26 protein-coding genes and 2 tRNA genes are annotated in these 20,486 nt (G+C 53.5%); 13 read left to right on the top strand and 15 right to left on the bottom strand.

Annotated features, from left to right (window positions below; genetic code table 11):
- The first annotated feature begins 25 nt into the window (after positions 1 to 25).
- Both H7F11_RS06330 and pepP read left to right on the top strand, forming a co-directional pair.
- Complete coding sequence (locus H7F11_RS06330; protein ID WP_193650224.1) at positions 26 to 385, top strand: DUF4168 domain-containing protein; 360 nt, start codon at positions 26 to 28, stop codon at positions 383 to 385.
- A gap of 87 nt (positions 386 to 472) precedes the next feature.
- Positions 473 to 1,807 (top strand): Xaa-Pro aminopeptidase, encoded by a 1,335-nt coding sequence (gene pepP / locus H7F11_RS06335; protein WP_193650225.1) that lies wholly within the window; start codon positions 473 to 475, stop codon positions 1,805 to 1,807.
- 10 nt (positions 1,808 to 1,817) lie between these two features.
- Here the strand turns inward: pepP and H7F11_RS06340 are convergent, their stop codons facing one another.
- A complete protein-coding gene (locus H7F11_RS06340) occupies positions 1,818 to 2,402 on the bottom strand; it encodes a hypothetical protein (RefSeq protein ID WP_193650226.1) in 585 nt (194 codons plus the stop codon).
- 308 nt (positions 2,403 to 2,710) lie between these two features.
- On the opposite strand from H7F11_RS06340, the gene H7F11_RS06345 reads away from it, so the two are divergent.
- Positions 2,711 to 3,016: an Lpp/OprI family alanine-zipper lipoprotein gene (locus H7F11_RS06345; protein WP_193650227.1), complete on the top strand. Its 306-nt coding sequence runs from the start codon at positions 2,711 to 2,713 to the stop codon at positions 3,014 to 3,016.
- 214 nt (positions 3,017 to 3,230) lie between these two features.
- On the opposite strand, the gene H7F11_RS06350 is transcribed toward H7F11_RS06345, so the two are convergent.
- The 3 genes from H7F11_RS06350 to H7F11_RS06360 form a co-directional block, all read right to left on the bottom strand.
- Complete coding sequence (locus tag H7F11_RS06350) at positions 3,231 to 3,476, bottom strand: hypothetical protein (RefSeq protein ID WP_227485311.1); 246 nt, start codon at positions 3,474 to 3,476, stop codon at positions 3,231 to 3,233.
- Positions 3,477 to 3,687: 211 nt separating this feature from the next.
- A complete protein-coding gene (locus H7F11_RS06355) occupies positions 3,688 to 4,368 on the bottom strand; it encodes a hypothetical protein (protein ID WP_024892895.1) in 681 nt (226 codons plus the stop codon).
- Positions 4,369 to 4,429: 61 nt separating this feature from the next.
- Complete coding sequence (locus H7F11_RS06360; RefSeq protein ID WP_193650228.1) at positions 4,430 to 4,966, bottom strand: hypothetical protein; 537 nt, start codon at positions 4,964 to 4,966, stop codon at positions 4,430 to 4,432.
- 382 nt (positions 4,967 to 5,348) lie between these two features.
- On the opposite strand from H7F11_RS06360, the gene H7F11_RS06365 reads away from it, so the two are divergent.
- Genes H7F11_RS06365 through H7F11_RS06395 form a run of 8 tightly spaced genes read left to right on the top strand, consistent with a single transcriptional unit; the run spans position 5,349 to position 9,687 of the window.
- The gene (locus tag H7F11_RS06365) at positions 5,349 to 6,920 is read left to right on the top strand and encodes a type I restriction-modification system subunit M (protein ID WP_193650229.1); all 1,572 of its coding nucleotides are present in this window, start codon (positions 5,349 to 5,351) and stop codon (positions 6,918 to 6,920) included.
- Positions 6,910 to 7,197, top strand: coding sequence for a DUF4258 domain-containing protein (locus tag H7F11_RS06370; protein ID WP_024892898.1), 288 nt, complete (start codon positions 6,910 to 6,912; stop codon positions 7,195 to 7,197). The genes H7F11_RS06365 and H7F11_RS06370 overlap by 11 nt, the downstream gene beginning before the upstream one ends.
- The gene (locus tag H7F11_RS06375; RefSeq protein ID WP_024892899.1) at positions 7,194 to 7,418 is read left to right on the top strand and encodes a type II toxin-antitoxin system MqsA family antitoxin; all 225 of its coding nucleotides are present in this window, start codon (positions 7,194 to 7,196) and stop codon (positions 7,416 to 7,418) included. Before H7F11_RS06370 ends, H7F11_RS06375 begins: the two co-directional genes overlap by 4 nt.
- Positions 7,419 to 7,448: 30 nt before the next feature.
- Positions 7,449 to 7,664, top strand: a complete 216-nt coding sequence (locus H7F11_RS06380; protein WP_193650323.1) for a hypothetical protein — start codon at positions 7,449 to 7,451, stop codon at positions 7,662 to 7,664.
- 3 nt (positions 7,665 to 7,667) lie between these two features.
- The gene (locus H7F11_RS06385) at positions 7,668 to 7,916 is read left to right on the top strand and encodes a hypothetical protein (RefSeq protein WP_193650230.1); all 249 of its coding nucleotides are present in this window, start codon (positions 7,668 to 7,670) and stop codon (positions 7,914 to 7,916) included.
- A complete protein-coding gene (locus H7F11_RS16710; RefSeq protein ID WP_227485312.1) occupies positions 7,909 to 8,499 on the top strand; it encodes an ORF6N domain-containing protein in 591 nt (196 codons plus the stop codon). Before H7F11_RS06385 ends, H7F11_RS16710 begins: the two co-directional genes overlap by 8 nt.
- On the top strand, positions 8,406 to 8,936 hold the full coding sequence (locus tag H7F11_RS16715) for a hypothetical protein (protein WP_227485313.1): 531 nt from the start codon (positions 8,406 to 8,408) through the stop codon (positions 8,934 to 8,936). The genes H7F11_RS16710 and H7F11_RS16715 overlap by 94 nt, the downstream gene beginning before the upstream one ends.
- The gene (locus H7F11_RS06395; protein WP_193650231.1) at positions 8,926 to 9,687 is read left to right on the top strand and encodes a restriction endonuclease subunit S; all 762 of its coding nucleotides are present in this window, start codon (positions 8,926 to 8,928) and stop codon (positions 9,685 to 9,687) included. Before H7F11_RS16715 ends, H7F11_RS06395 begins: the two co-directional genes overlap by 11 nt.
- Positions 9,688 to 9,795: 108 nt before the next feature.
- On the opposite strand, the gene H7F11_RS06400 is transcribed toward H7F11_RS06395, so the two are convergent.
- Positions 9,796 to 11,148: an IS1182 family transposase gene (locus tag H7F11_RS06400; protein WP_193658082.1), complete on the bottom strand. Its 1,353-nt coding sequence runs from the start codon at positions 11,146 to 11,148 to the stop codon at positions 9,796 to 9,798.
- A 35-nt stretch (positions 11,149 to 11,183) separates the two neighbouring features.
- Here H7F11_RS06400 and H7F11_RS06405 point away from each other — a divergent pair, with 35 nt between their 5' ends.
- Positions 11,184 to 11,570 (top strand): hypothetical protein, encoded by a 387-nt coding sequence (locus H7F11_RS06405; protein WP_193651503.1) that lies wholly within the window; start codon positions 11,184 to 11,186, stop codon positions 11,568 to 11,570.
- Positions 11,567 to 14,635 (top strand): type I restriction endonuclease subunit R, encoded by a 3,069-nt coding sequence (locus H7F11_RS06410; protein WP_193651504.1) that lies wholly within the window; start codon positions 11,567 to 11,569, stop codon positions 14,633 to 14,635. The genes H7F11_RS06405 and H7F11_RS06410 overlap by 4 nt, the downstream gene beginning before the upstream one ends.
- Before the next feature lie 10 nt (positions 14,636 to 14,645).
- Here the strand turns inward: H7F11_RS06410 and H7F11_RS06415 are convergent, their stop codons facing one another.
- The 10 genes from H7F11_RS06415 to H7F11_RS06460 form a co-directional block, all read right to left on the bottom strand.
- Complete coding sequence (locus H7F11_RS06415) at positions 14,646 to 15,014, bottom strand: hypothetical protein (protein WP_193651505.1); 369 nt, start codon at positions 15,012 to 15,014, stop codon at positions 14,646 to 14,648.
- Positions 15,014 to 15,358 carry a YbjQ family protein gene (locus tag H7F11_RS06420; protein ID WP_319803378.1) on the bottom strand — a complete coding sequence of 115 codons (345 nt, stop codon included), beginning with the start codon at positions 15,356 to 15,358 and terminating at the stop codon, positions 15,014 to 15,016. The genes H7F11_RS06415 and H7F11_RS06420 overlap by 1 nt, the downstream gene beginning before the upstream one ends.
- Before the next feature lie 38 nt (positions 15,359 to 15,396).
- Complete coding sequence (locus H7F11_RS06425; RefSeq protein ID WP_193651507.1) at positions 15,397 to 15,753, bottom strand: type II toxin-antitoxin system PemK/MazF family toxin; 357 nt, start codon at positions 15,751 to 15,753, stop codon at positions 15,397 to 15,399.
- Entirely contained in the window at positions 15,740 to 15,955 is a 216-nt protein-coding gene (locus tag H7F11_RS06430; RefSeq protein WP_193651541.1) for a type II toxin-antitoxin system PrlF family antitoxin, read from the bottom strand. The genes H7F11_RS06425 and H7F11_RS06430 overlap by 14 nt, the downstream gene beginning before the upstream one ends.
- A 125-nt stretch (positions 15,956 to 16,080) precedes the next feature.
- Positions 16,081 to 16,156 (bottom strand) — tRNA-His (locus H7F11_RS06435).
- 71 nt (positions 16,157 to 16,227) lie between these two features.
- Positions 16,228 to 17,175 (bottom strand): ribose-phosphate pyrophosphokinase, encoded by a 948-nt coding sequence (locus H7F11_RS06440; protein WP_193651508.1) that lies wholly within the window; start codon positions 17,173 to 17,175, stop codon positions 16,228 to 16,230.
- A 47-nt stretch (positions 17,176 to 17,222) separates the two neighbouring features.
- A tRNA-Gln gene (locus H7F11_RS06445) sits at positions 17,223 to 17,297 on the bottom strand.
- Between the two features lie 5 nt (positions 17,298 to 17,302).
- Positions 17,303 to 18,148 (bottom strand): 4-(cytidine 5'-diphospho)-2-C-methyl-D-erythritol kinase, encoded by an 846-nt coding sequence (gene ispE, locus H7F11_RS06450; protein WP_193651509.1) that lies wholly within the window; start codon positions 18,146 to 18,148, stop codon positions 17,303 to 17,305.
- 2 nt (positions 18,149 to 18,150) lie between these two features.
- The gene (gene lolB / locus H7F11_RS06455; protein ID WP_193651510.1) at positions 18,151 to 18,801 is read right to left on the bottom strand and encodes a lipoprotein insertase outer membrane protein LolB; all 651 of its coding nucleotides are present in this window, start codon (positions 18,799 to 18,801) and stop codon (positions 18,151 to 18,153) included.
- Positions 18,798 to 20,459: a tetratricopeptide repeat protein gene (locus tag H7F11_RS06460; protein ID WP_193651511.1), complete on the bottom strand. Its 1,662-nt coding sequence runs from the start codon at positions 20,457 to 20,459 to the stop codon at positions 18,798 to 18,800. The genes lolB and H7F11_RS06460 overlap by 4 nt, the downstream gene beginning before the upstream one ends.
- Positions 20,460 to 20,486: the final 27 nt, after the last annotated feature.

Below are 20,486 nucleotides of genomic sequence, written 5' to 3' on the forward strand. Positions count from 1 at the left end.
TTGCTTTCACAAGAGGAGAAACACCATGCAGAAATCGTTGGGTCATTCTGTTAAATTCGGACTTGTCGTGTTGGCGCTGGGAGGATTGGGACTAGTCAGCAATGTGGCTTTTGCCAGTGATGCCATGGCCGCAAGCCCGGCTCAGATTAAGGATTTTGCCCATGCTGTTGAGCAGATCAAACCCCTGAACGCGCAGGCTCATGCTGAAATCAGTCAGAAAGGCGTGAGTAAAGCCAAGCAGGACGCGGTCAAAAAATCCTATGTGGAAAAGTTGGACAAAGTGCTGGCGACCAACCATCTGAGCGCTGAACAATATTCCAGCATGCTCAAGCAAACCCAGACTGACCCAGCCTTTCTCAAACAGGTTGAAGCGGCGATGCACTAAAATCCAGATTGGTGCTGCAAAGCCTTCAGGCCAACTGTCGTTTTCAGGGTTATTTATGTGATAATAGGGGCATAGGAGGCCTGCCTTATGCCCATACTTGATTTACCTACTCCCGATTATCCATTCCGACGCCGTCAGCTCATGCAGAAAATGCATGACTCTGCCGTTGCCATTATTCCTACGGCTGTCCCCAAACAGCGTAATAGTGATGTGCAATATCCGTTTCGCGGCGACAGCGACTTTTTATACCTCACCGGATTTGAGGAGCCTGAGGCCGTCCTCGTCCTGATTCCTGGATATTCTGAGGGAGAGCAAATTCTGTTCTGCCGTCCTCGTGATCCGGCTCGGGAAACCTGGGATGGGCGCAGGGCGGGTCTGGAGGGGGCGCTGGCCCAATGCCAGGTGGATCGCTGTTATTCCATTCATGATTTAAATGAGCAAATACCGGCACTTCTGGAAGGCCGGGAGCTTCTGTTTTATCCCATGGGACAAAACAGTGATTTTGACGCCAGAGTCATGCATTGGCGAAATCTGGCGAAAAGCAAAATTCGTCATGGCATTCGTTATCCGCAGGAAGTGGTGGATGTCGGCGGTCTGATTCATGAAATGCGCCTATTCAAGGATCCTGCCGAGCTGGAGTGCATGCGGGCCGCTGTCGGCATCAGTGGTGCCGGGCATCGTCATGCCATGCGCCAGTGCCAGCCGGGCATGATGGAATATGCCCTGTGCTCGGAAATTGAACATGTTTTTCGGCGCCTGGGTTCACCGAGTGTGGCCTATCCCAGTATTGTTGGCGGCGGTGAAAATGCCTGTATTCTTCACTACACGGAAAATAATGCGGAATTACGCGACGGAGATCTGGTTCTGATTGATGCCGGGGCAGAAGTTGCTGGATATGCGGGGGATATTACCCGTACTTTCCCGGTGAATGGTGTGTATAGTCCTGCCCAGCGGGAAATCTACGAAATCGTCCTGGCTGCTCAGGAGGCTGGAATTGCTGCGGTGCAGGCCGGGAGGCCGGTGTCTGATTATCACGATGAGGCGGTCAAGGTTTTGGTAGATGGCCTGCGTGATCTGAAAATCCTCTCAGGCAGTCGTGATGCCCTGATTGAACAGGGAGCCTATAAAGCTTTTTATATGCATGGTACCGGTCACTGGTTGGGCCTGGATGTGCACGATGTGGGACATTATCGCAATAAAGACAAGACCTCGCGCAAACTGGAACCGGGAATGGTATTGACGGTAGAGCCGGGTCTGTACTTTGCTCCAGCGAATCTTTCGGTACCGGAAAGGTGGCGGGGAATCGGCATCCGGATCGAAGACGATGTGGTGGTAACAGCGGCCGACCCCGAGATTCTTTCGCAAAATGTCCCTAAAAAAGTGGCAGACATTGAGGCAACGATGGCTGCGGGGCCGGCCTGAACGGAAGTGTTCAGATGCCGCTGGTACTGGGTTTGCTGGAATGCACAAAACGCAAGCGGGCTTTTCGAACACCAAAGTCCATTGCTTGCTGGACGCTGCCCATCAGAATATCGGCGGCCATGTGGTAACGGGGATTCATGGTGTCCCATACGATGCCATGAATGATTTTTCCCGAAGAGAGAACGATGTTGATTTGTTCTCCACAGCGATTGCTGCCATTGCTGCGAAAGAAAAGATCAGGCGACAGGGCGATCTGATCAGGCCGGGTGGGTCCGCAGGCTGACATGCCAGGATTGCTGTTGGTCTGGCTGGGTAAAGCGTTATATGCCGTAACCCGGCGCAAATAAAAAACTTGATGGTGAATGATGAGGGCGCCATCCCCTTGCCCAGCGGCAGATTCATTGCGGGTGTTACTACCTTGATCACTGGTTTTTTCCAGGGAGCCAGATCCAGAAGGGTTCACGACGATGGCTGTTTGCGGAGTGAGTTGAGTGAGCATCCCGGCTGGCAATCCTGAAGAATTAAATGCCAGAGCATTCGGTAATAATGAAGCCATCAGGGCAACGCACATTCCTGCAGACAGACTTTTAATCATAGGGTTCTCCCGCTTTGAGCTGGCATTCTGGAGCCGGTTCCCAGTCGAAACACAGACGGGCGTTGTTCTCAAATCATGAAAAGGAACAATATTTTATAAAAAATCTGGAAAAAATCAAGGAGATAAATTAAATTTATTAAAAACAATCGGTTGCGATTGCATCCGAGCTTGTGCGTGGTGTTGTGCTGCCTTTATTGTCAGATAAATTGAAAAATAATAGTACCCATTGTGACGTGGATGCTGGCGTATGGTTATTTTTTTAGTTATGATTCATCTGCTCGTTTTCCAACCCAACAAAGGAGACTGCTATGAGCAAGTTTACCACAGCTTTGAAAGTGACTGCGCTGATTTTGCCCTTGGGCCTGGCCGGTTGCGCTACCAGTTCTGACCTCGCTAAGGTTTCTGCCAAGGCTGATGCCGCGCAGTCCACCGCCAACGAGGCTCTTGCCAAGGCCAATGCCGCACAGGGCACTGCTACTGACGCTTTGAGCAAGGCTAATGCCGCACAGAGCACGGCTGATCAGGCCATGAGCACTGCCAATGCTGCCAACCAGAAGGCTGAAGAAGCCAATGAGAAGGTAGAGCGCATGTTCAAAAAGGCGATGATGAAGTAATTTTATCGTCGTACTGGATGTGCAAAGGCCCCGCCGGTTTCCGGCGGGGCCTTTGGTTTTTGGTGCTTACATGAGGCTATAGAAAGTTTGGTGTGGTCTTGATTAACCTGCCTTGCGAAAATGCAAATCCACATGAATATCCACAAAAGGACACAGTACACCCCCACTGGCTGTGCGCTCAATCAATCCGAGCTCCGTGAGCACTACCACATCATCATGTACGCGGCGCACATCTCGACCTATCTGCCCGGGCCAGCTCGCGGATGGAGACATCCCCTAACCGCATAATCTGGCGTAGTAACGACCAGCGTAATGCCGTTAGTCGGCCAAGAAATACATCCGCTGATTCAAAATTCAGGGTTTCTCCCTGGTAGGTTTCAGACTGAGCAGCCTTGCCCGCACTGCGTAGAGCAGCCTGCCAGTCCGGTTGTACGGTAATGGTCAGTGTCCGCGTTTCCACCGTTCCACCTCTACAATAAAATCCTCAATCAATTGATCCACATTGATAGCGGTACGCGCCAAACAACCATTTTCAGATTGTCACCGTTAGGTAGGTGCAACATCCCTAAAGCGGGTGATCAAGGTTGCTTTCATGGAATGATTTTTTCGTTTTCTTGGGTGTTGTCAATAATGTCAACATTTACGAGTGCCCAAGAATCATTGGATACCCGTCATAGTTCTTTCATTACTTTATTCAATGCGCGTTGCGCCGAAGCCAGTTCTTTCAGCAGAAAGCCGTGGGCGTTTATGTGTATCTGGCAATCCTGAATCACTTCCCGATAGGCATCCCGGTAGTCGAGCATCATCGTCTTGCGCCGGTCCTTCTTGGTCTGGATGAAATTTTCGTCATAGTAAGTCAGTAGATCATCCGCAAAATAACTGACCACCAGCATGGCAGCATTGGTGGCGTATTCCGCCATGAAGTCCGGTCCAAAACTGTCTGAAGAAAGAATAAATTCATTCGTTGGAAGCATTTTATCCAGCTTGCGCATGACCTTGTGTGTGGCTTTGGTCCGTTGAACCAACCAATCCACGGCTTCTTGATCCGTTAATTCCGGGTATCTCTGCGCTTCATAGATCAGCACATTGGCCGCTTCCGTCAGGGCATTCATGCCGTGAATAGTCTGCAGAAACTGGGCGCAAGGGACAGCCAAATCATCCGCAGTGGGTTCCTGACCGGCCTGTTCAAGGTACAGGCTACCCGCCTGAATAATAGCATCGAGCACATCTACTGGTTGGCTATCAATGTCTTGCAGCAACAGAGCCGGACCATAGGCGGTCAGGCGTTTACGTTTCTTGCGCAAGTGTTTGGCGGATTTACCGCCTGCGGGGAATGGGTGAACATTGCTCATTGCGGGAATTTAGCATATTGAGGGCACCCAGAAAATAAGGGCCTTGGATTGCCATCACGGATTAACAGATTTCATCATATACTTTCTTTAAGGTAAAATACGGGCCATAGATGAGTGCGCCATCATTATCTTTTTTCACTTCAACGATTCCCGTTGTGCCAGAAAATACCGTTACTTTTCCAATCATGCTTTTATAAAAGCTGTCACCTGCCCCATACAGTTTCCCAACAGGGATGAATGATACGCTACTATCCCCATTTTCTACTTTTCTATAGCCGTGGGAAAAACCGTAAAACTTTCTTTCCTGCTCAAGGATGATGGGTAATTCCGAAATAACAGATTCTACATTCTTGACGACATAAAAATAATTATGAGGGTGAATGGATATTCTGGTAGGCTTGTATCTCTGCAATATCCAAAACCCGCCTACAAAAGAACTCATGGTGACCCACGTCACCCACAATGTTGGGCGATTGTCCGCGTAATGGAATGCTACGACCTCAAAGATCAGGATAATTAAGGCGATAGAACCATAAGTATAGAAAAATATGAAGGTTATATTTGGCGAATAAAACGCTTTGATATCACTGTCTGTCATTGACTCACGCCAGAGCAAGGTGTTTTACAAAACAATTCCATTCATTTTTTATAAAAACTGGTGTAATTTTCATCTTCAACCTTTATTTTGGTGGCCAGCAGAGATCACGTAAAACAAAGGGGTTACTGAACCGTAAACAATGCCAATGGCAAGAACTACCGATGACACTATGAACATCAGCCCTGCCGTAAACGTCGCAGAAAGAAAAAATTCCCGTGTGGTCATATTTTGCCCTCTAACGGTTTGAAGGATTCACAAGGTTTTTTACGCAAGGCTACAACTCGTTGAATTTTAGTCCAACCTTGCACCCGATTCCAGTCACACCCGCTCACCTCATCCCGCCTTTTCATGATATAACAACACAAAATCAAAAGGGGACACCATGCCACGCGGACCAGCCAAAAAGAAAACCGAAGACCCCAGCAGCCTCGAATCCAAACTCTGGGCAACTGCCGACAAGCTGCGCGGTCATCTGGACGCAGCCGACTACAAGCATGTCGTGTTGGGCCTGATTTTCCTCAAATACATTTCAGACCGATTTGCCGATAGATATACGGAAATCATTCGGGAAGAGGCCGGGACGTATGCTGTCGAAGACCGCGACGAATACACGGCAGAAGGCGTTTTCTGGGTACCGGTTTCGGCACGCTGGCCAGTGATCCAAGCCGCCGCCAAACAGACCGATATCGGCAAGCGCATTGATGACGCCATGACCGAGATCGAGAAAGAAAATCCCCATCTGAAAAACATCCTGCCCAAAGGCTATGCCCGCCCCACGCTGGATCAGCGCCGTCTGGGTGAACTGGTGGACCTCATCGGCACCATTGGCTTGGGGACTGCAGAACATCAAGCCCGTGATACCTTGGGGCGGGTTTATGAATACTTTCTGGGCCGTTTTGCCAGTGCCGAAGGGAAACGCGGCGGCGAGTTCTACACCCCGGCCTCGGTAGTCCGAACGCTGGTCACCATGCTGGCCCCGTATAAAGGGCGTATCTATGACCCCTGCTGCGGGTCCGGTGGCATGTTTGTCCAGTCGGAAAAGTTCATCGAAGCCCACGGCGGCAAAGTGGGCGACATCAGCGTTTACGGGGAAGAATCCAATCCCAATACGTGGAAGCTGGCCCTCATGAATCTCGCCATTCGGGGTATTGAGGCGGATTTGGGGGTGGAAGCCGCAGATACCTTTCACAAAGACCTGCATCCTGATTTACGCGCCGATTACATTCTGGCTAATCCCCCTTTCAACATATCCGATTGGGGCGGCGATCTGCTAAGGGAAGACAAACGCTGGCAGTACGGCATACCGCCCACAGGCAATGCCAACTTCGGCTGGGTGCAGCACATGGTCCACCACTTGGCCCCTTATGGTGTGGCGGGCTTTGTCTTGGCGAACGGGTCCATGTCATCCAATACCAGCGGCGAGGGCGAAATCCGCAAAAACCTCATTGAAGCGGATATGGTGGATTGCATGGTGGCCCTGCCCGGTCAATTGTTCTACAGCACCCAGATTCCCGTCTGTCTATGGTTTCTGGCAAAGAACCGTGATGACGGACGGGGCTTGGCGGGCAAGGAACTGTTTGAACGCACCGGCGAAGTGCTGTTCATTGATGCCCGCAACATGGGCTTCATGGCCGACCGCACCCATCGGGAATTGTCCGACGAAGACATCCAGAAAATTGCCGATACCTACCACAACTGGCGCGGCGATGGGGACGGGGAATATGCAGACGTTCCCGGTTTCTGCAAAGCCGCCAGTCTGGATGACATCCGCAAGAACGGCCACGTCCTGACGCCGGGGCGCTATGTGGGGGCTGCCGCCAAGGATGATGACGGTGAACCCTTTGAAGAAAAGATGGCACGGCTGACCAAAGATCTATCCGAACAGTTGGCCGAAGGACGCAGGCTGGAAGACGAAATGAGGAAGAATCTGGGGTTGTTGGGGTATGAACTGTAAGGAAATCGCCTTTAGTCGCCATGCCGTTCAGCGCATGTTTGAGCGCGGAATATCCCGGGATGCAGTGGTAAGTACACTATCTGCTGGTGAAGTCATTGACGAATACCCGACAGATCAACCATATCCCAGCGTGCTCATGCTAGGCTGGTTTGACGGCCAACCGCTACACTTGGTAGCCGCAAAGGATGCGATATCCGACCACTGCATTGTGATTACGGTCTATATTCCCAAGGTTGATCAGTGGATGGAAGGTTTCAGGAAGAGGAATTTGCCATGAAATGTGTTATCTGCAAGCAGGGACAAACGGCACCCGGATTCGTTACCGTTACGTTGGAACGTGCCGACACCGTGCTGGTTATCAAGGATGTACCCGCAGAGGTCTGTACACAGTGCGGGGAATATTATTTAGACGATGCCACTACCCAGCGCATCATGACACTGGGTGAAGACGCCATTCGTCATCGGGCTGAAGTGGAAGTGTTGCGGTATGTGGCCTGAGACCCAAGGGCAAGCAGGTCAGGTGATGACATGAGCGTAGACCGAAACCGTGGGGTAGCGATTGTCAACGAGGTCATGGACCCTCTAGATGGGGATACCGTGTTTGGGCAGCGATGGGGTAGTGGTGAACTTATCCGTATAACGCCCAAGGAATTGAATGCCCTGATGGAAGGCAAAATCATCGCCGTGGATGTTGAGAGTGAGTATGTGGTGTACCTTCAACTGGATGAAGAATCCGAGGATTGAGCCATGCTACAAACTATTGAAGTAGAAATTGATGCACAGGGACAGGTTCATCCCGTGGGGTTGGGCAAGCCGCTTCCGGCAGGCCGTGCCTTGTTGACCTTGCTAACGCCGCTTGCCAACGAAGAATCGCTGCTTTCAGAATCTGCACTGGCTGAAGACTGGTTGAAACCCGAAGAGGATGAGGCATGGGCCTACTTGCAGCCGGTCAGGTCACCCTTACCGTCTTATGCGGAGACGGCGGGCGATGGATAACCGCAACGACAAGTCGGCAAAAACCAACCTGAAGGAGCCGGGTATGGGGGGTGATAAAGACACGGGTATCGCACTGCGGGGAGATAGTCTGCGCAGCCTCATATACACTGTGCGCGGGATGGAGGTAATGCTGGACAGCGATCTAGCAGGGTTATACGGCGTTGAAACCAGGGTCTTCAACCAGGCGGTCAAGCGCAATATCGATCGGTTTCCCGAGTCTTTCCGCTTTCATCTCACCCAGGTTGAATACGATTCTTTAAGGTCACCATTGGTGACCTTAAACGAGGAGCCTGACTTGAGATCACAATCTGTGACCTCAAGTGCCCATGGCGGGAGAAGGTACCATCCTTACGCCTTCACCGAACAGGGCGTGGCCATGCTCTCGGCGGTGCTGCGCAGCGAAACTGCCGTCCAGATCAGCATCCACATCATCAATGCCTTTATCGCCATGCGCCGGTTCATGGCCCCAATGGCGGCCTGCTCCAACGCATGGACTCGCTGGAAAAACGGCAAATCCACCACGAGATCAACACCGACGACCGCTTCAACAAGGTATTCGACGCGCTTGAAAGCAAAACCCTGAATCCCACCCAGGGCATCTTTTTTGACGGCCAGATATTCGACGCCTATGTGTTTGTCAATGACCTGCTGCGCCAGGCGAAACAATCCATCGTCCTGATCGACAACTACATCGACGACAGTGTGCTGATGCAACTGACCAAGCGCCGCCAAGGCGTCAGCGCCACCATCCTGACCAAAACCATCAGCAAGCAGATTGCCCAAGACCTGAAAAAGCACAACGCCCAGTATCCGCCGATCCAGATACATGAGTTTGGCGACAGCCACGACCGTTTTCTGATTCTGGACGGCAAAGCGGCCTACCACCTCGGCGCGTCGCTCAAGGATTTGGGCAAGAAGTGGTTTGCCTTTTCCAGAATGGACGGGAGCGGATTGAAGGTGATGGAGCGGGTGGATGCGCTCATTGAGGCCAACCTGAAGGGGCTTGGATATGGCGAGTGAGTGGCAGAAACTTGCGCTCGGTGACTTGACTGAATGGTCTTCAGGCGGGACGCCCCCAAAAAGCAATCCTGAATTTTGGGGTGGTGATATCCCTTGGATAAGTGCCAGTTCGATGAAAACTGGTCGCCTATCTGAGTCGGATAGGACGCTGACGCCAGAAGGTTTGAAGCGAGGTAGCAGGCTAACGAGAAAAGGAAATGTGCTGCTATTGGTACGAGGTAGTGAGCTTCACAAGCGCATTCCTGTTGGGATTGCTGTAAGAGACGTCTCCTTTAACCAAGACGTAAAAGCCTTGTGTGCAAAAAACGGGCTTGACAAGGATTTTCTGTACCACTGGCTAGCTGGCAACGAAACAATGTTGCTTTCCAAGGTGGAAAATACAGGCATTGGTGCTGGCAAACTGGATACGAATGTTCTCAAGAATCTCCCAGTCCTCCTGCCGCCAAGACCCGAACAACGCCGCATCGCCCACATTCTGGGCACCCTTGACGACAAGATCGAGAACAACCGCAAGACGGCCAAGACGCTGGAAGCCATGGCGCAGGCCATCTTCCAGTCGTGGTTCGTGGACTTCGACCCAGTACGCGCCAAGATGGCCGGGGAATCACCGGAAAGCATCTGCAAACGGCTGAAACTCACGCCGGAAATTCTGGACCTGTTCCCGGATCGGTTGGTGGACTCGGAATTGGGGGAAATTCCTGAAGGGTGGGAAGTTGGAATACTTGAAAGCCTAGCAGCCCGTCGGTTTTAACTTCGGACTACTGCCAAATTTCGCCACGATTTTTTTGAAATCACTCGTTTTGAGTCTTTTTTGGTCATTATTGCCCTGTTTTTTGCGGTTTATCTGCATTTTCCTGCCCTACAGACGCAATACGGCCATGCGTTTTATGTTCCACGCCAGGCAGACCAGACTCCATTCTCCTTGAACCTGACGCAGGCCGCGCAAGGAGAACTGCCGGAATCCCATCACGGATTTGATAATCCCGAAGACCGGTTCTACCGTTTGTTTGCGCAGACGGTAAACGCTTCGGCCTGCCTGCGTTTTCAGACGATGTATCATCGCCTGCATGCGGGTTGCATTTTCAGGGAGGTCTTCCGGTTCTGTATGCCGTTGCCGCCAGTCGGGATGGTGTTCTTCTCGGGCCACGGCAATGAATGGGGTAATCCCCAGCGCTTCGCAGGCCTCCACATTCTTTTCGCTGCAGTAACCCGTATCGGACACCAGCGCTTCTATGGGCCCCAGTTGCGCTGTTTGTGCCTGGAGGGTTTCCAACATGGGGATGACCTGTTCCTTGTCATTGGGGGCCTGACTGACTCCGGTGGCTACCACCAGCATTGTCTGGTCATCCACGGCGGCCTGGGCATTATAGGTTTGTTCAAAGCCACCGCCTGAGACCGGCATGATGCGGGATTCTTCATCGGTGAGATTGATCTGGTCCTGCGCTTTAGGCGCCGGGTCCGGTGCCTGGGGGGCTTTGCCTCGGGGCTTTTGTCCCAGGGCTTCTTGTTCCGCACGGCGTGCCATTTGCGTGTCGTACTGCGCTTTCTCTTTGGCATAACGGACCTGTGCCCGCTCGGCAATCTTCGCCTTGGCTATTGCCATCACGGCCAGCCGGTCTTCTCGGCGCTGGATCTCTTCGGGCAGATTCACGCCCTCGGGAATCCCGGACTGATCCGCCTGTTCTGCCAGTGCAAAGAGTTCCTGTACTTCGGCCTGGAGATGACGCTCCATCTGTTCGATATGCCCATGGGACAGGGCTTGATGTTTGGAAGCATTGGCGTGGATCTTGGTGCCATCCAGACACACCCGGCCGATCTTCAGCAGTTTCATCTCCTGCGCCAGTTCCAATACCTGCACGAACAATCCTTGCAGTTCGCCCAGAAAACGGCGACGGAAGGTGGCCAGGGTATCGTGATCCGGATGGCTACCGGCCGCGAGGTAACGGAAAGCCACGGAATCATAGGTGGCTTGTTCCAGTTTACGGCTGGAAAAGACCCCGTTGGCATAGCCGTAGACCAGAATCGCCAGGAGGGTGGCCGGGTGATAGGCCTTATGGCCACGACCCGCATATTGTTGGACCAGCAGCGAGAGATCGAGCTGATCAATGACTTCCACGATAAATCGCGCCAGGTGCCCTTCCGGAAGCCAGTCGTCCATGGAGGGGGGCAGAAGATAATCGGTCTTGCGGTCAGCATCGAGGAAGTGGGCCATGAAATCACTCATCACATTGAATTATAAGTAATTATATGATAATTCGACGCAAAGGGAAAGTCCGACAAGCTGCTAGCATCCCCCTTTTTGATTTCACCACCACGGAACGTGGTGTCGCCTCTGTTCAACGGAACCATCAATTTATCGGCAAACCATTGGAAGGATTTTCCACCGTGGATGATATCCCCCCAGAGCTTGCAGATATACCACTCGGTTTTGATGAAACAGGTTTTTTAATCTTATCTGCCTTTACTTACGCCCTGAAGAACAAATCACCCGTCCGGTTCATGGTATTGCGGGAACATTGGGAATACATGCTCAGCAAAAAACCGGCTGAAATAGACAAGTTGGGCATCATGAAAGAAGTCTTTTGCATGGACCCCAAAGCCGTAAACATTGAGTTCCGGCCCAAGAAAATATGACCCCCCTCAACGAATCCACCATCGAACACCACGCCATCGCCCTGTTCAAAGAACTGGGCTACACCTACGCCTTTGGCCCCGATATCAGCCCCGACAGCGACCATCCCGAACGGCAGGACTATCAAAGCCCCCTGTTACTGGAACGCCTGCAACAGTCCATTCATCGCCTGAATCCCGAAGCCCCCAAAGACATCCGCGAAGAAGCCCTGCGCCATGTGCAGGCCATCGCCGTGGGTGGACTCATGACCGAGAACAGCCTTTTCCAGCAGATGCTCGTGGAAGGGGTGCGGGTGGCCTTTATGGTAGATGGCGAAGAACGCGGCAGCATTGTCCGCTTGATGGATTACGACCATCCCGAACAGAACGATTTTCTGGTCGTGAACCAGTACACCGTCATCCATGACCGGGTCAATCGCCGGGCTGACCTGGTGGTCTTTATCAATGGTCTGCCGCTGGGTCTCTTTGAACTCAAAAACATGGCAGACGCCAACGCCACTATCCGCAAGGCCTGGAATCAGCTACAGACCTATCAGGCCGATATCCCCAACCTCATGGCCTACAACGCCGTGCTGGTTATCAGTGATGGCCTCAAAGCCGCCGTGGGCTGTCTGGGTGCCCCTTATGAACGCTTCCTGCCGCGGAAAACCATCGACGGGCAGGAACTCATGCAAAGCGGGGATGATCCTTTACGTTTCCTGATTCACGGGGTTTTTGAACCGAAGCGCTTTCTGGACCTGATCCGCTATTTCATCGTCCTGAGCGACGACAGCCATAAAATCATCAAAAAGATGGCCGCTTACCATCAGTTCCATGCCGCACAGAAAGCCCTGCTGACCACCTTGGCGGCGACAGGCATCGGGGGCGACCGCCGGGGTGGGGTGGTCTGGCATACCCAAGGGTCCGGCAAAAGCCTCACCATGCTCTTTTTTGCGGGGATGCTCATCCAACATCCCGCCCTGGAAAACCCCACGATCCTCATGCTCACCGACCGCAACGATCTGGACGGCCAGTTGTTCGACACCTTTGCAGCAAGCAAAACACTTTTGCGGCAAGACCCGCAACAGGCGGATAGCGTCAGTGATTTGCGGGAACTGCTGCAAAGGGCATCCGGTGGTGTCCTGTTCAGCACCATCCAGAAATTCCAGAAAGACCGCAACGCGCCATTGGGCAAGCATCCGGTATTATCCGAGCGCAAGAACATCATCGTCATGGTGGACGAAGCCCAGCGCAGCCAATACGAGATTCTCGATGGATACGCCGCCAATCTACGCGCCGCCTTACCCAATGCTACCTTTGTGGCCTTTACGGGTACCCCGCTGGAATTGAATGACCGGGATACGCGGGTAGTCTTCGGGGATTACATCGACATCTATGACATTCAAAGAGCCGTAGAAGATGGGGCTACCGTCCCCATTTATTACGAAAGCCGTCTGGTGCGCCTCAATCTGCCCGAAGACCAGCGCCCCATCATCGACGAAACCTTCGAGGAAATCACCGAAGACGACGAACAGGAAAACCGCGAACGCCTCAAAACCCGCTGGGCGCAACTGGAAGCCTTGGTGGGTGCGCCGAAACGCATGGAACAGATTGCCGCTGATTTGCTGGACCACTGGGAAAAGCGCAAAAGTATCCTGTCCGGCAAGGCCATGATTGTGGCGATGAGCCGCCGCATTGCCGTGGACCTGTATAACGCCATCACTCAGATACACCCCGACTGGCACAGTACCGATGATGCACAAGGTCGCATCAAGGTGGTCATGACCGGTTCCGCCAGCGACCCCATCGAATGGAAGCCGCATATCCGCAGCAAAGCAGGCAATGAAGATATTGCTGATCGCCTCAAAGACCCCGAAGACCCCTTGGAAATCGTCATTGTCCGCGATATGTGGCTAACGGGCTTTGATGCCCCGGCGCTCAATACCCTCTATGTGGACAAACCCATGCGCGGGCACACCCTCATGCAGGCCATTGCCCGCGTCAATCGAGTGTTCACCAACAAGTCCGGTGGGCTGGTGGTGGATTACATCGGCATTGCCCAAGACCTGAAAAACGCTATCGCCACCTATACCCGTTCCGGTGGCAAGGGTAATCCGGCAGAAACCGTGCAGGCCGCCATCAAGGTCATGCTGGAAAAGCTGGATATTTGCCGCAGTATTTTCCATGGGTTGGACTATCAGGATTATCTGACCGGCGACGGGTCAGAACAGGTCGCTACCTTGCGTAAGGCACTTGAGTTCATTCTGGCGCAGGAACTGACCGAAGAGGGCCTCAAGCGTCGTTTTCGTAATGCCACATCGGGCCTTAAAAAAGCGGCGACACTGGCCGCAGGGGATGACACGGTTGAACGCTGCCGGACGGAAATCGTTTTCTTCCTGAGTGTTCGTGCCACACTGGATAAGTCCAGAGAAGCAGAAACCATCATTGAAGAACAGGAATACGCCATTCGCCAACTCATTGACCAGTCCATTGCCCCCGAAGGGGTGGTGGACCTGTATGCGGTAGCTGGTATCCCCAGAAGCGAAATATCCCTGCTGTCCGATGAGTTCATCCACCAGATTGAGGCTATGCCCGAAAAGAATCTGGCGCTGGAAATGCTCAGAAGACTCTTACAGGACAAGGTGCGCAAGGAAGGCAAAGGCAATCTGGTACAAAGCAAAGCCTTCTCGGAAAAGTTGGAAGAAGCCCTGCATAAATATCACAACCGTTCGGTGGATACCGTTGAGGTCATGCAGGAACTCATCGAACTCGCCAAAGCCTTGCAAGCGCTGGATCAGCGCCATGCGGCACTGGGCCTCAGCAAGGACGAAGCCGCCTTTTACGACGCACTGGCGACCAACGATTCCGCCGTGCAGGCCATGGGCGACGAAGCCCTGAAAATGATTGCCAAGGAAGTAGCCGATACCGTGCGCCAGAACACCCGCATCGACTGGTCCATCCGCGAGCAGGCACGAGCGCATCTGCGGCGCATGGTGAAACGGGTTTTACGAAAACATGGTTATCCGCCCGATATGCAGGAAGGGGCGGTGAATACGGTTATTGAACAGGCTGAGGGGTTGGCGGCATAACCAAAGCCCGTTATACCAGCACGGCAATCTTGGCATAACTTTGGAACCAGTCATCCTGAAAGACCGGCAAACCCGGTCCGTTCAGGCGGATACACCAGACGGCACCGTGCTGGTCCTCATACAGCATGGCGCAGACTTCAGGATGGTGTGTGGATAGTATCTTGGGGATACCCATACTTTTTGCGGTCCTGGAATTTATCTCGCAGGCGGGCAGTGTAAAAATCTGCTGGCGGTTCACATTGAACACGACATGGTCGCCGGTCCAGTGGCCGGTTTGCTGCTGCCTTTTCACAGAAGCCCCCACACTCAAAGAAGTTTCTTGCTGTTTGGCATCCAGTCCTGCCAGTAGCGGCACAATAGGGGATAATTCCACCGGCATTAAACTGCTTCCACCACCACCGCTGTTCCATAGGCCGTGACCTCATTCATGGCCTGCCCCTGTCCGGCGTCAAACTCACCAGAATCGAAACGCATCCCCAGAACGGCATTGGCCCCAAGAGATCGGGCATGTTCCGCCAGTTGTTCCAGAGCATCATCGCGGGTCTGGGCAATCATTTTTAAGTAGCCAGACTGTTTTCCGCCAAAAACGGCACGGATACCGCCCAGAAGATTACCAACGATATTGCGGGACCGGACACCCGTACCATAGACCGGCCCAAGGACCCGAACCACCCGCATACCGGGGCAGTCGTTGATGGTGAGTATCAGGATATTATTTTCCACCACCATCCCCTTCATCGTTCATCACAGGTCCAGCACCCTTAGTCATTACAAATCCCCGCCACGACAAGGCGGTCCCGGACTGCATCAATGACACGCCGGCGATCCGGCATGGCCAGACGGCCTATGCGTTCCGCCATGTCCATCTCTACAGTGGCGATTTTTGCTGTGCGCACCACCGACGCCGCTGGCAGGCCGACACCTGCGAGATCGGCAATCTCAACATCTCCGGGCCACCCCCTGTTTTCCGCGCTGGTGATCATGAGCACCCACAGCAGACGTGGAGACCCTGTACCGTTGTTGATTGCAAGGACCAGAGCGGGGCGGTACTGATGAACAGGTCGGTTGGTATAGGGGAACGGTAGCCTTACGACATCCCAAACTTCACAACTGCCCATAGGCCCGTCGATCTGCTTCACTGTCCCATTCGGAAAATAGCACGAAGGGGTCTTCCTCAGCTTCTTGAGTCGCTTTACTCAGAATGACCCTGCCATCCTCAATGCGGTAGGCGATCGCATCCCCCTCACGAAGACGCAATGCAACACGCACCGGCTGCGGAATGGTAGTTTGGGCTTTGCTGGTCAATTTGCTGGTAATCATGGCGCTCATGCCTGCGGGTTCTGAGACGACTTATGGTAAGGATATTCCTTGCTATCTGCAAGCCTTGATAAAAAAATAAGACGCAAAAAATCACTTAGCAAACATCGCTAAGTGATTGTATTATATGGGGTGGCTGACGGGGCTCGAACCCGCGACAACCGGAATCACAATCCGGGACTCTACCGACTGAGCTACAGCCACCATATTGGAGAGAGCGCATGATACAACGGGCAAAGTTTGGCCGCAAGGCGGCGACAGGCAGGAGTTAATCCTTAGTCCATGAATAATGAGCTGACAGAGTCTTCTTCAGCAATGCGACGAATGGTTTCGGCCATGAGTTCGGCGACCGACAGTACGCGAATTTTCGGGCTTTCCTGCGCTTCTTTACGGAGCGGAATGGTATCCGTAACCACCAGTTCATCCAGTTCGGAGCGCGCTATCCGTTCCATGGCCGGTCCGGAGAGGACCGGGTGAGTACAATAGGCGCAGACCTTGACTGCCCCTTGGGCTTTGAGGGCATGAGCAGCCTCACAAAGGGTATTAGCGGTATCTACCATATCATCTACCAATACGCAGGTGCGTCCTTCGACGTCACCAATAATGTTCATGACCACGGATTCATTGGGGCGGGGACGGCGTTTATCGATGATGGCCAGATCCACTTCCAGCCGTTTGGCAATGGCGCGGGCACGAACTACACCCCCTACGTCAGGAGAAACGACAATGAGTTCCGGGTAGCTTTTCCGCCAGATGTCACCCAGTAAAATGGGGGAGGCGTAAATATTATCCACAGGAACATCAAAAAACCCCTGAATTTGATCTGCATGCAGATCCATGGTCAAAACCCGATTGGCCCCGGCGCTGGTGATGAGGTCCGCCACCAGCTTGGCCGTAATGGCCGTGCGCGAGCGGGATTTCCGGTCCTGGCGCGCATAACCAAAATAAGGCATGGCGGCAGTAATCCGGTTGGCCGAGGCGCGTTTCAGGGCGTCAATCATGGTCAGTAATTCCATGAGATGATCATTGGTCGGTGCGCAGGTGGGCTGGAGGACAAATACGTCGCGCCCCCGGACGTTTTCGAGGATTTCGACAAACACTTCGCCGTCGCTGAAAGAGCTGACCTCGGCTCGCCCCAGGGGAATTTGCAGAAAACGGGCTACTTGCGCAGCAAGAACAGGATTGGCGTTTCCACTGAACACCATAAGATTGCCGTGGGCCATGTGATGTCATTCTCTCTGTGCAGGTGGCAAAACAGTCCGAGGACAATTGGCTGGGGCGCCAGGGATCGAACCTGGGAATGCCGGAATCAAAATCCGGTGCCTTACCGCTTGGCTACGCCCCAATAACTCATTGCTCGGCAGGATCAAATAGAGGATGCCGATTACATCCTTTGACCGCCCAGGATCGCCATGGCAAAGGTACTTGTCCAGCGATGATCCGGGCGCTACTTGCATCTTCTGCAACCCCGAAAACACAGGCACCGCTACCCGTTAAACGAACATCGCGCAATCCATGACTTTTCAGCCATTGGATAGCGGATTCGACCTCCGGGTAGCGTGCACATACTGTGCTTTGCAGGGTGTTTTCCATGACCCCGCCGAGAAACGCGCCTATTGTGCTGGGCGGGTGCTGTCGTGTCAATTCTGGAGCGGTAAAAATTTCCCGGGTACTGACAGCAATGCCGGGATGTACGAGTACATAATGGGATTCGGGGACCTCATTCAGGGCGGATAGCTGTTCACCGATCCCTTCTGCCCAGGCGCTCTGTCCAAAAATGAACACCGGAACATCCGCACCCAGTTGGGTGCCGAGTGCCATCAGCTCCTGACGGGTAAAGCCGCTTCGCCAGAGGCGGTTGAGAACGATCAGGGTGCTGGCGGCATCCGAGGAGCCTCCGCCAATCCCGCCGCCCAGCGGCAGAACCTTGTCGATGTGAATATGGACGCCTTCCCGGATGCCTGCGCTTTCCATCAGCAGGCGCGCCGCACGGATGGCAAGATCATCTGCCTCAGCGACGGTTGCGGCTCCGCCACTTCGGGAAAACTGACCTGCGGGTCGCGAACTGAATTGTAGCTGATCAGCAAAATCAATAAATTGAAAAACGGTCTGCAGTTCATGGTAGCCGTCGGGCCGTTGTCCGACGACCCGAAGCATCAGGTTCAGTTTTGCCGGGGCAGGGTAGGACATACGCATGTTTATTCTGCTTGACCCATTTGCCACTGGGTAATGGCCATCCGCAGGGCAATGCCATCCGGACCATTTGCCTGTAATAATTTGGGCATGGTCAGTCCGCCGACGGGGGTGTACTGCAAATAATGGACCTGCCAGGGGCCACTGCGGAGAATGTTCGGCAATCCTGAAGCGTTGTTGCTGATGGTACTGGTATTACCGCGCAAGCCGAGCATCCAGTCCGGTAGTTCCGCAGCAGGAAGTTCGACATGCAGGACCATGCTCAGTAGCGTGGACAGATTGCGAGCTTGCCGATGTTCTCCGGTGATGGTTTCCAGATGAGCACCGGAAGCATCTACCGTGATGCGTGCCACGGTTCTGCCCAGAGGGTCATAAATGGAAAGTTCCTGCAGCCGGGGCGACTGTTTCCAGCGAAAGCCAAAGTTTTCATTCTGTTTGGGTGTGCTGAGGACGGCTTCGCCACTGGCACGCCAGTATTTCAGGCTGGAAATCACCTGATTACGTTCCGCCGTGGGGAGAACGTTGGAAGCGTTGGGATGCACAGGAGTCATCGTCGCGCAGGCCGAGAGCGTCAAGGCGAGAATGGCCCCGGTACCGAGTTGCAGAGGCCGGTTCAACGCCGCAAAAGTTAAAGTTGTGGGGAAAGAAAGTCTCATGGCTGGCGGGTCAGTTCCTGGCGGAGAGGGATGTCATTGGGATTTTTATCCAGCGCCCGTTGCCAGACGTGACGGGCTTCCTGATGTTTGCCCAGAGCCCAGAGGATACGTCCCAGATGCATGCTGAGTTCGGGATCGTCAGGAAGGGCCTGGTGGGCTTTTTGCAGGTATTCCAGAGCTTTCTGGTTGTCGCCCTGACGATGATGGAGCCAGCCGACACTGTCCAGAATTTCCGGATTTTCGGGTTCAAGTTCAATCGCTTTGTGTAAAAGGGTGCTGGCTTCGGGGAGATTCTGATTCCTTTCCACAAGGCTGTAGCCCAGAAAATTGTATGCCTGGGCATTATCAGGGGCGAGCTGAATGACCTGCTGCATGGATTTCTCCATGGCTGGAAAATCATGGAGTTGTTCCTGGACGGCACCTTGGGCATACCAGAGTTCCGCATTTTCCGGAAGGCGTGCGAGGGCTTGCTGAAGTATTTGCAGGGCTTGCTGCAGGTGGCCGCTGCTTTGTAATAAACCGGCCTGGAGAAGGGGAATCTGCGCCTCTTTGGGGTGGGCAGTCGCCAAAGTTTGCAGGCGGGTCAGGGCTTTTTTATGGTCACCCAGCTGATACTCCGCGCGCGCACTGTGCAGCTCCACTTCTGCATACAGGGGGCCGGAGTGAATGCGTTGATACCACTGCAGAGACTCTGCCCAGCGGCCCTGGGCCTCATACAGCCGGCCCAGATAATATATGGGTGCGGGAGATTGGGGGGCGAGATCGCGGGCGTGCTGCAGACTGCTTTCAGCCGCCTGCCAGTTGTGGCGTTCAATATCCATGATCCCCAGGGACAAGGCGATTTCGGGATTGTCCGGATGCTGCTGCGCCATTCCCTGATACAGCCGGTAGGCCTGGGTTGTGCCTCCCATCTTCAAATACAGCGCGGCCAGATACTGGCGCGCTTTTGTCGCTTCAGGATGATGGGCTGTAAAAGACTGAATACTGTGCAGGGCTGCGGTCGGCCCTTGGGAGGCTTGCAGGGCCTCGGCCAGTTGAATGGCAGCTTCCTGCCAGTCAGGTCGCAGGCTGAGCGCTTTTTCCAGCCATGTGATGGCATGGTCGGGCTTGTTTTCGATCAGATCAATGCGACCCAAGGTATAGTAAGCATTCGCAGAATTTGGATTTTTGCTGGCCAGCGCTGTCAATAGTCGCTTTGCTTCGCCACTTTGGCCGTGGGCAATCAGTAATTCCGAGAGTTGCAGGGTGATTTTGGGATCATCAGGAAAGCGCGCCAGAGTTGCCTGGAGCAGGTTGATGGCTTGCTGTTCATGACCTTTGGTCAGCAGCAGTGCTGCCTCAAACTGGTCGGCCCTGGCGCTATCGGGTGCCAGTTTCCGCCATTTTCTGGCCAGGGTCAGGGCGTCATCAAAATCTCCGAAGCGGGCGGTAGCCTGGGTGGCGCGCTCTAAAACATTTGCCTCGGGAGCCAGTTTGGCCGCTTCTGCCCATGCCGGTATGGCGAGCTTCGGCTCCTGCTGCAAGGTCGCAAATTCGGCAACCAGGAGGTAATACAATTGTTCTCCGGTCATCCCGGCAGGGTTGGTATCGGCCACAGCATTTCCAGCGATGAGGCTGAGCAGTATTCCTGCCACCATGCCGCTCAGCTTGCTTCTCATACCATCTGCTCCGGATTGATCATTCAG

Origin of the sequence: Acidithiobacillus sp. HP-2, from assembly GCF_015100155.1 — a bacterium.
Taxonomy (GTDB): domain Bacteria; phylum Pseudomonadota; class Gammaproteobacteria; order Acidithiobacillales; family Acidithiobacillaceae; genus Acidithiobacillus.

Excerpts from the sequence above, each read along its gene's own strand:
- H7F11_RS16715 (WP_227485313.1), top strand. The coding sequence starts at position 8,406 with ATGGACTCGCTGGAAAAACGGCAAATCCACCACGAGATCAACACCGAC.
- H7F11_RS06375 (WP_024892899.1), top strand. The coding sequence starts at position 7,194 with ATGAAATGTGTTATCTGCAAGCAGGGACAAACGGCACCCGGATTCGTT.
- H7F11_RS06330 (WP_193650224.1), top strand. The coding sequence starts at position 26 with ATGCAGAAATCGTTGGGTCATTCTGTTAAATTCGGACTTGTCGTGTTG.
- ispE (WP_193651509.1), bottom strand. The coding sequence starts at position 18,148 with ATGCGTATGTCCTACCCTGCCCCGGCAAAACTGAACCTGATGCTTCGG.
- H7F11_RS06400 (WP_193658082.1), bottom strand. The coding sequence starts at position 11,148 with ATGGCCCACTTCCTCGATGCTGACCGCAAGACCGATTATCTTCTGCCC.
- H7F11_RS06360 (WP_193650228.1), bottom strand. The coding sequence starts at position 4,966 with ATGACAGACAGTGATATCAAAGCGTTTTATTCGCCAAATATAACCTTC.
- H7F11_RS06370 (WP_024892898.1), top strand. The coding sequence starts at position 6,910 with ATGAACTGTAAGGAAATCGCCTTTAGTCGCCATGCCGTTCAGCGCATG.
- H7F11_RS06345 (WP_193650227.1), top strand. The coding sequence starts at position 2,711 with ATGAGCAAGTTTACCACAGCTTTGAAAGTGACTGCGCTGATTTTGCCC.
- H7F11_RS06355 (WP_024892895.1), bottom strand. The coding sequence starts at position 4,368 with ATGAGCAATGTTCACCCATTCCCCGCAGGCGGTAAATCCGCCAAACAC.
- H7F11_RS06410 (WP_193651504.1), top strand. The coding sequence starts at position 11,567 with ATGACCCCCCTCAACGAATCCACCATCGAACACCACGCCATCGCCCTG.
- H7F11_RS06405 (WP_193651503.1), top strand. The coding sequence starts at position 11,184 with ATGATAATTCGACGCAAAGGGAAAGTCCGACAAGCTGCTAGCATCCCC.
- H7F11_RS06365 (WP_193650229.1), top strand. The coding sequence starts at position 5,349 with ATGCCACGCGGACCAGCCAAAAAGAAAACCGAAGACCCCAGCAGCCTC.
- H7F11_RS06380 (WP_193650323.1), top strand. The coding sequence starts at position 7,449 with ATGAGCGTAGACCGAAACCGTGGGGTAGCGATTGTCAACGAGGTCATG.
- H7F11_RS06415 (WP_193651505.1), bottom strand. The coding sequence starts at position 15,014 with ATGCCGGTGGAATTATCCCCTATTGTGCCGCTACTGGCAGGACTGGAT.
- H7F11_RS06430 (WP_193651541.1), bottom strand. The coding sequence starts at position 15,955 with ATGATTACCAGCAAATTGACCAGCAAAGCCCAAACTACCATTCCGCAG.
- H7F11_RS06395 (WP_193650231.1), top strand. The coding sequence starts at position 8,926 with ATGGCGAGTGAGTGGCAGAAACTTGCGCTCGGTGACTTGACTGAATGG.
- H7F11_RS06460 (WP_193651511.1), bottom strand. The coding sequence starts at position 20,459 with ATGAGAAGCAAGCTGAGCGGCATGGTGGCAGGAATACTGCTCAGCCTC.
- pepP (WP_193650225.1), top strand. The coding sequence starts at position 473 with ATGCCCATACTTGATTTACCTACTCCCGATTATCCATTCCGACGCCGT.
- H7F11_RS06385 (WP_193650230.1), top strand. The coding sequence starts at position 7,668 with ATGCTACAAACTATTGAAGTAGAAATTGATGCACAGGGACAGGTTCAT.
- H7F11_RS06425 (WP_193651507.1), bottom strand. The coding sequence starts at position 15,753 with ATGGGCAGTTGTGAAGTTTGGGATGTCGTAAGGCTACCGTTCCCCTAT.
- H7F11_RS06440 (WP_193651508.1), bottom strand. The coding sequence starts at position 17,175 with ATGGCCCACGGCAATCTTATGGTGTTCAGTGGAAACGCCAATCCTGTT.
- lolB (WP_193651510.1), bottom strand. The coding sequence starts at position 18,801 with ATGAGACTTTCTTTCCCCACAACTTTAACTTTTGCGGCGTTGAACCGG.
- H7F11_RS16710 (WP_227485312.1), top strand. The coding sequence starts at position 7,909 with ATGGATAACCGCAACGACAAGTCGGCAAAAACCAACCTGAAGGAGCCG.
- H7F11_RS06340 (WP_193650226.1), bottom strand. The coding sequence starts at position 2,402 with ATGATTAAAAGTCTGTCTGCAGGAATGTGCGTTGCCCTGATGGCTTCA.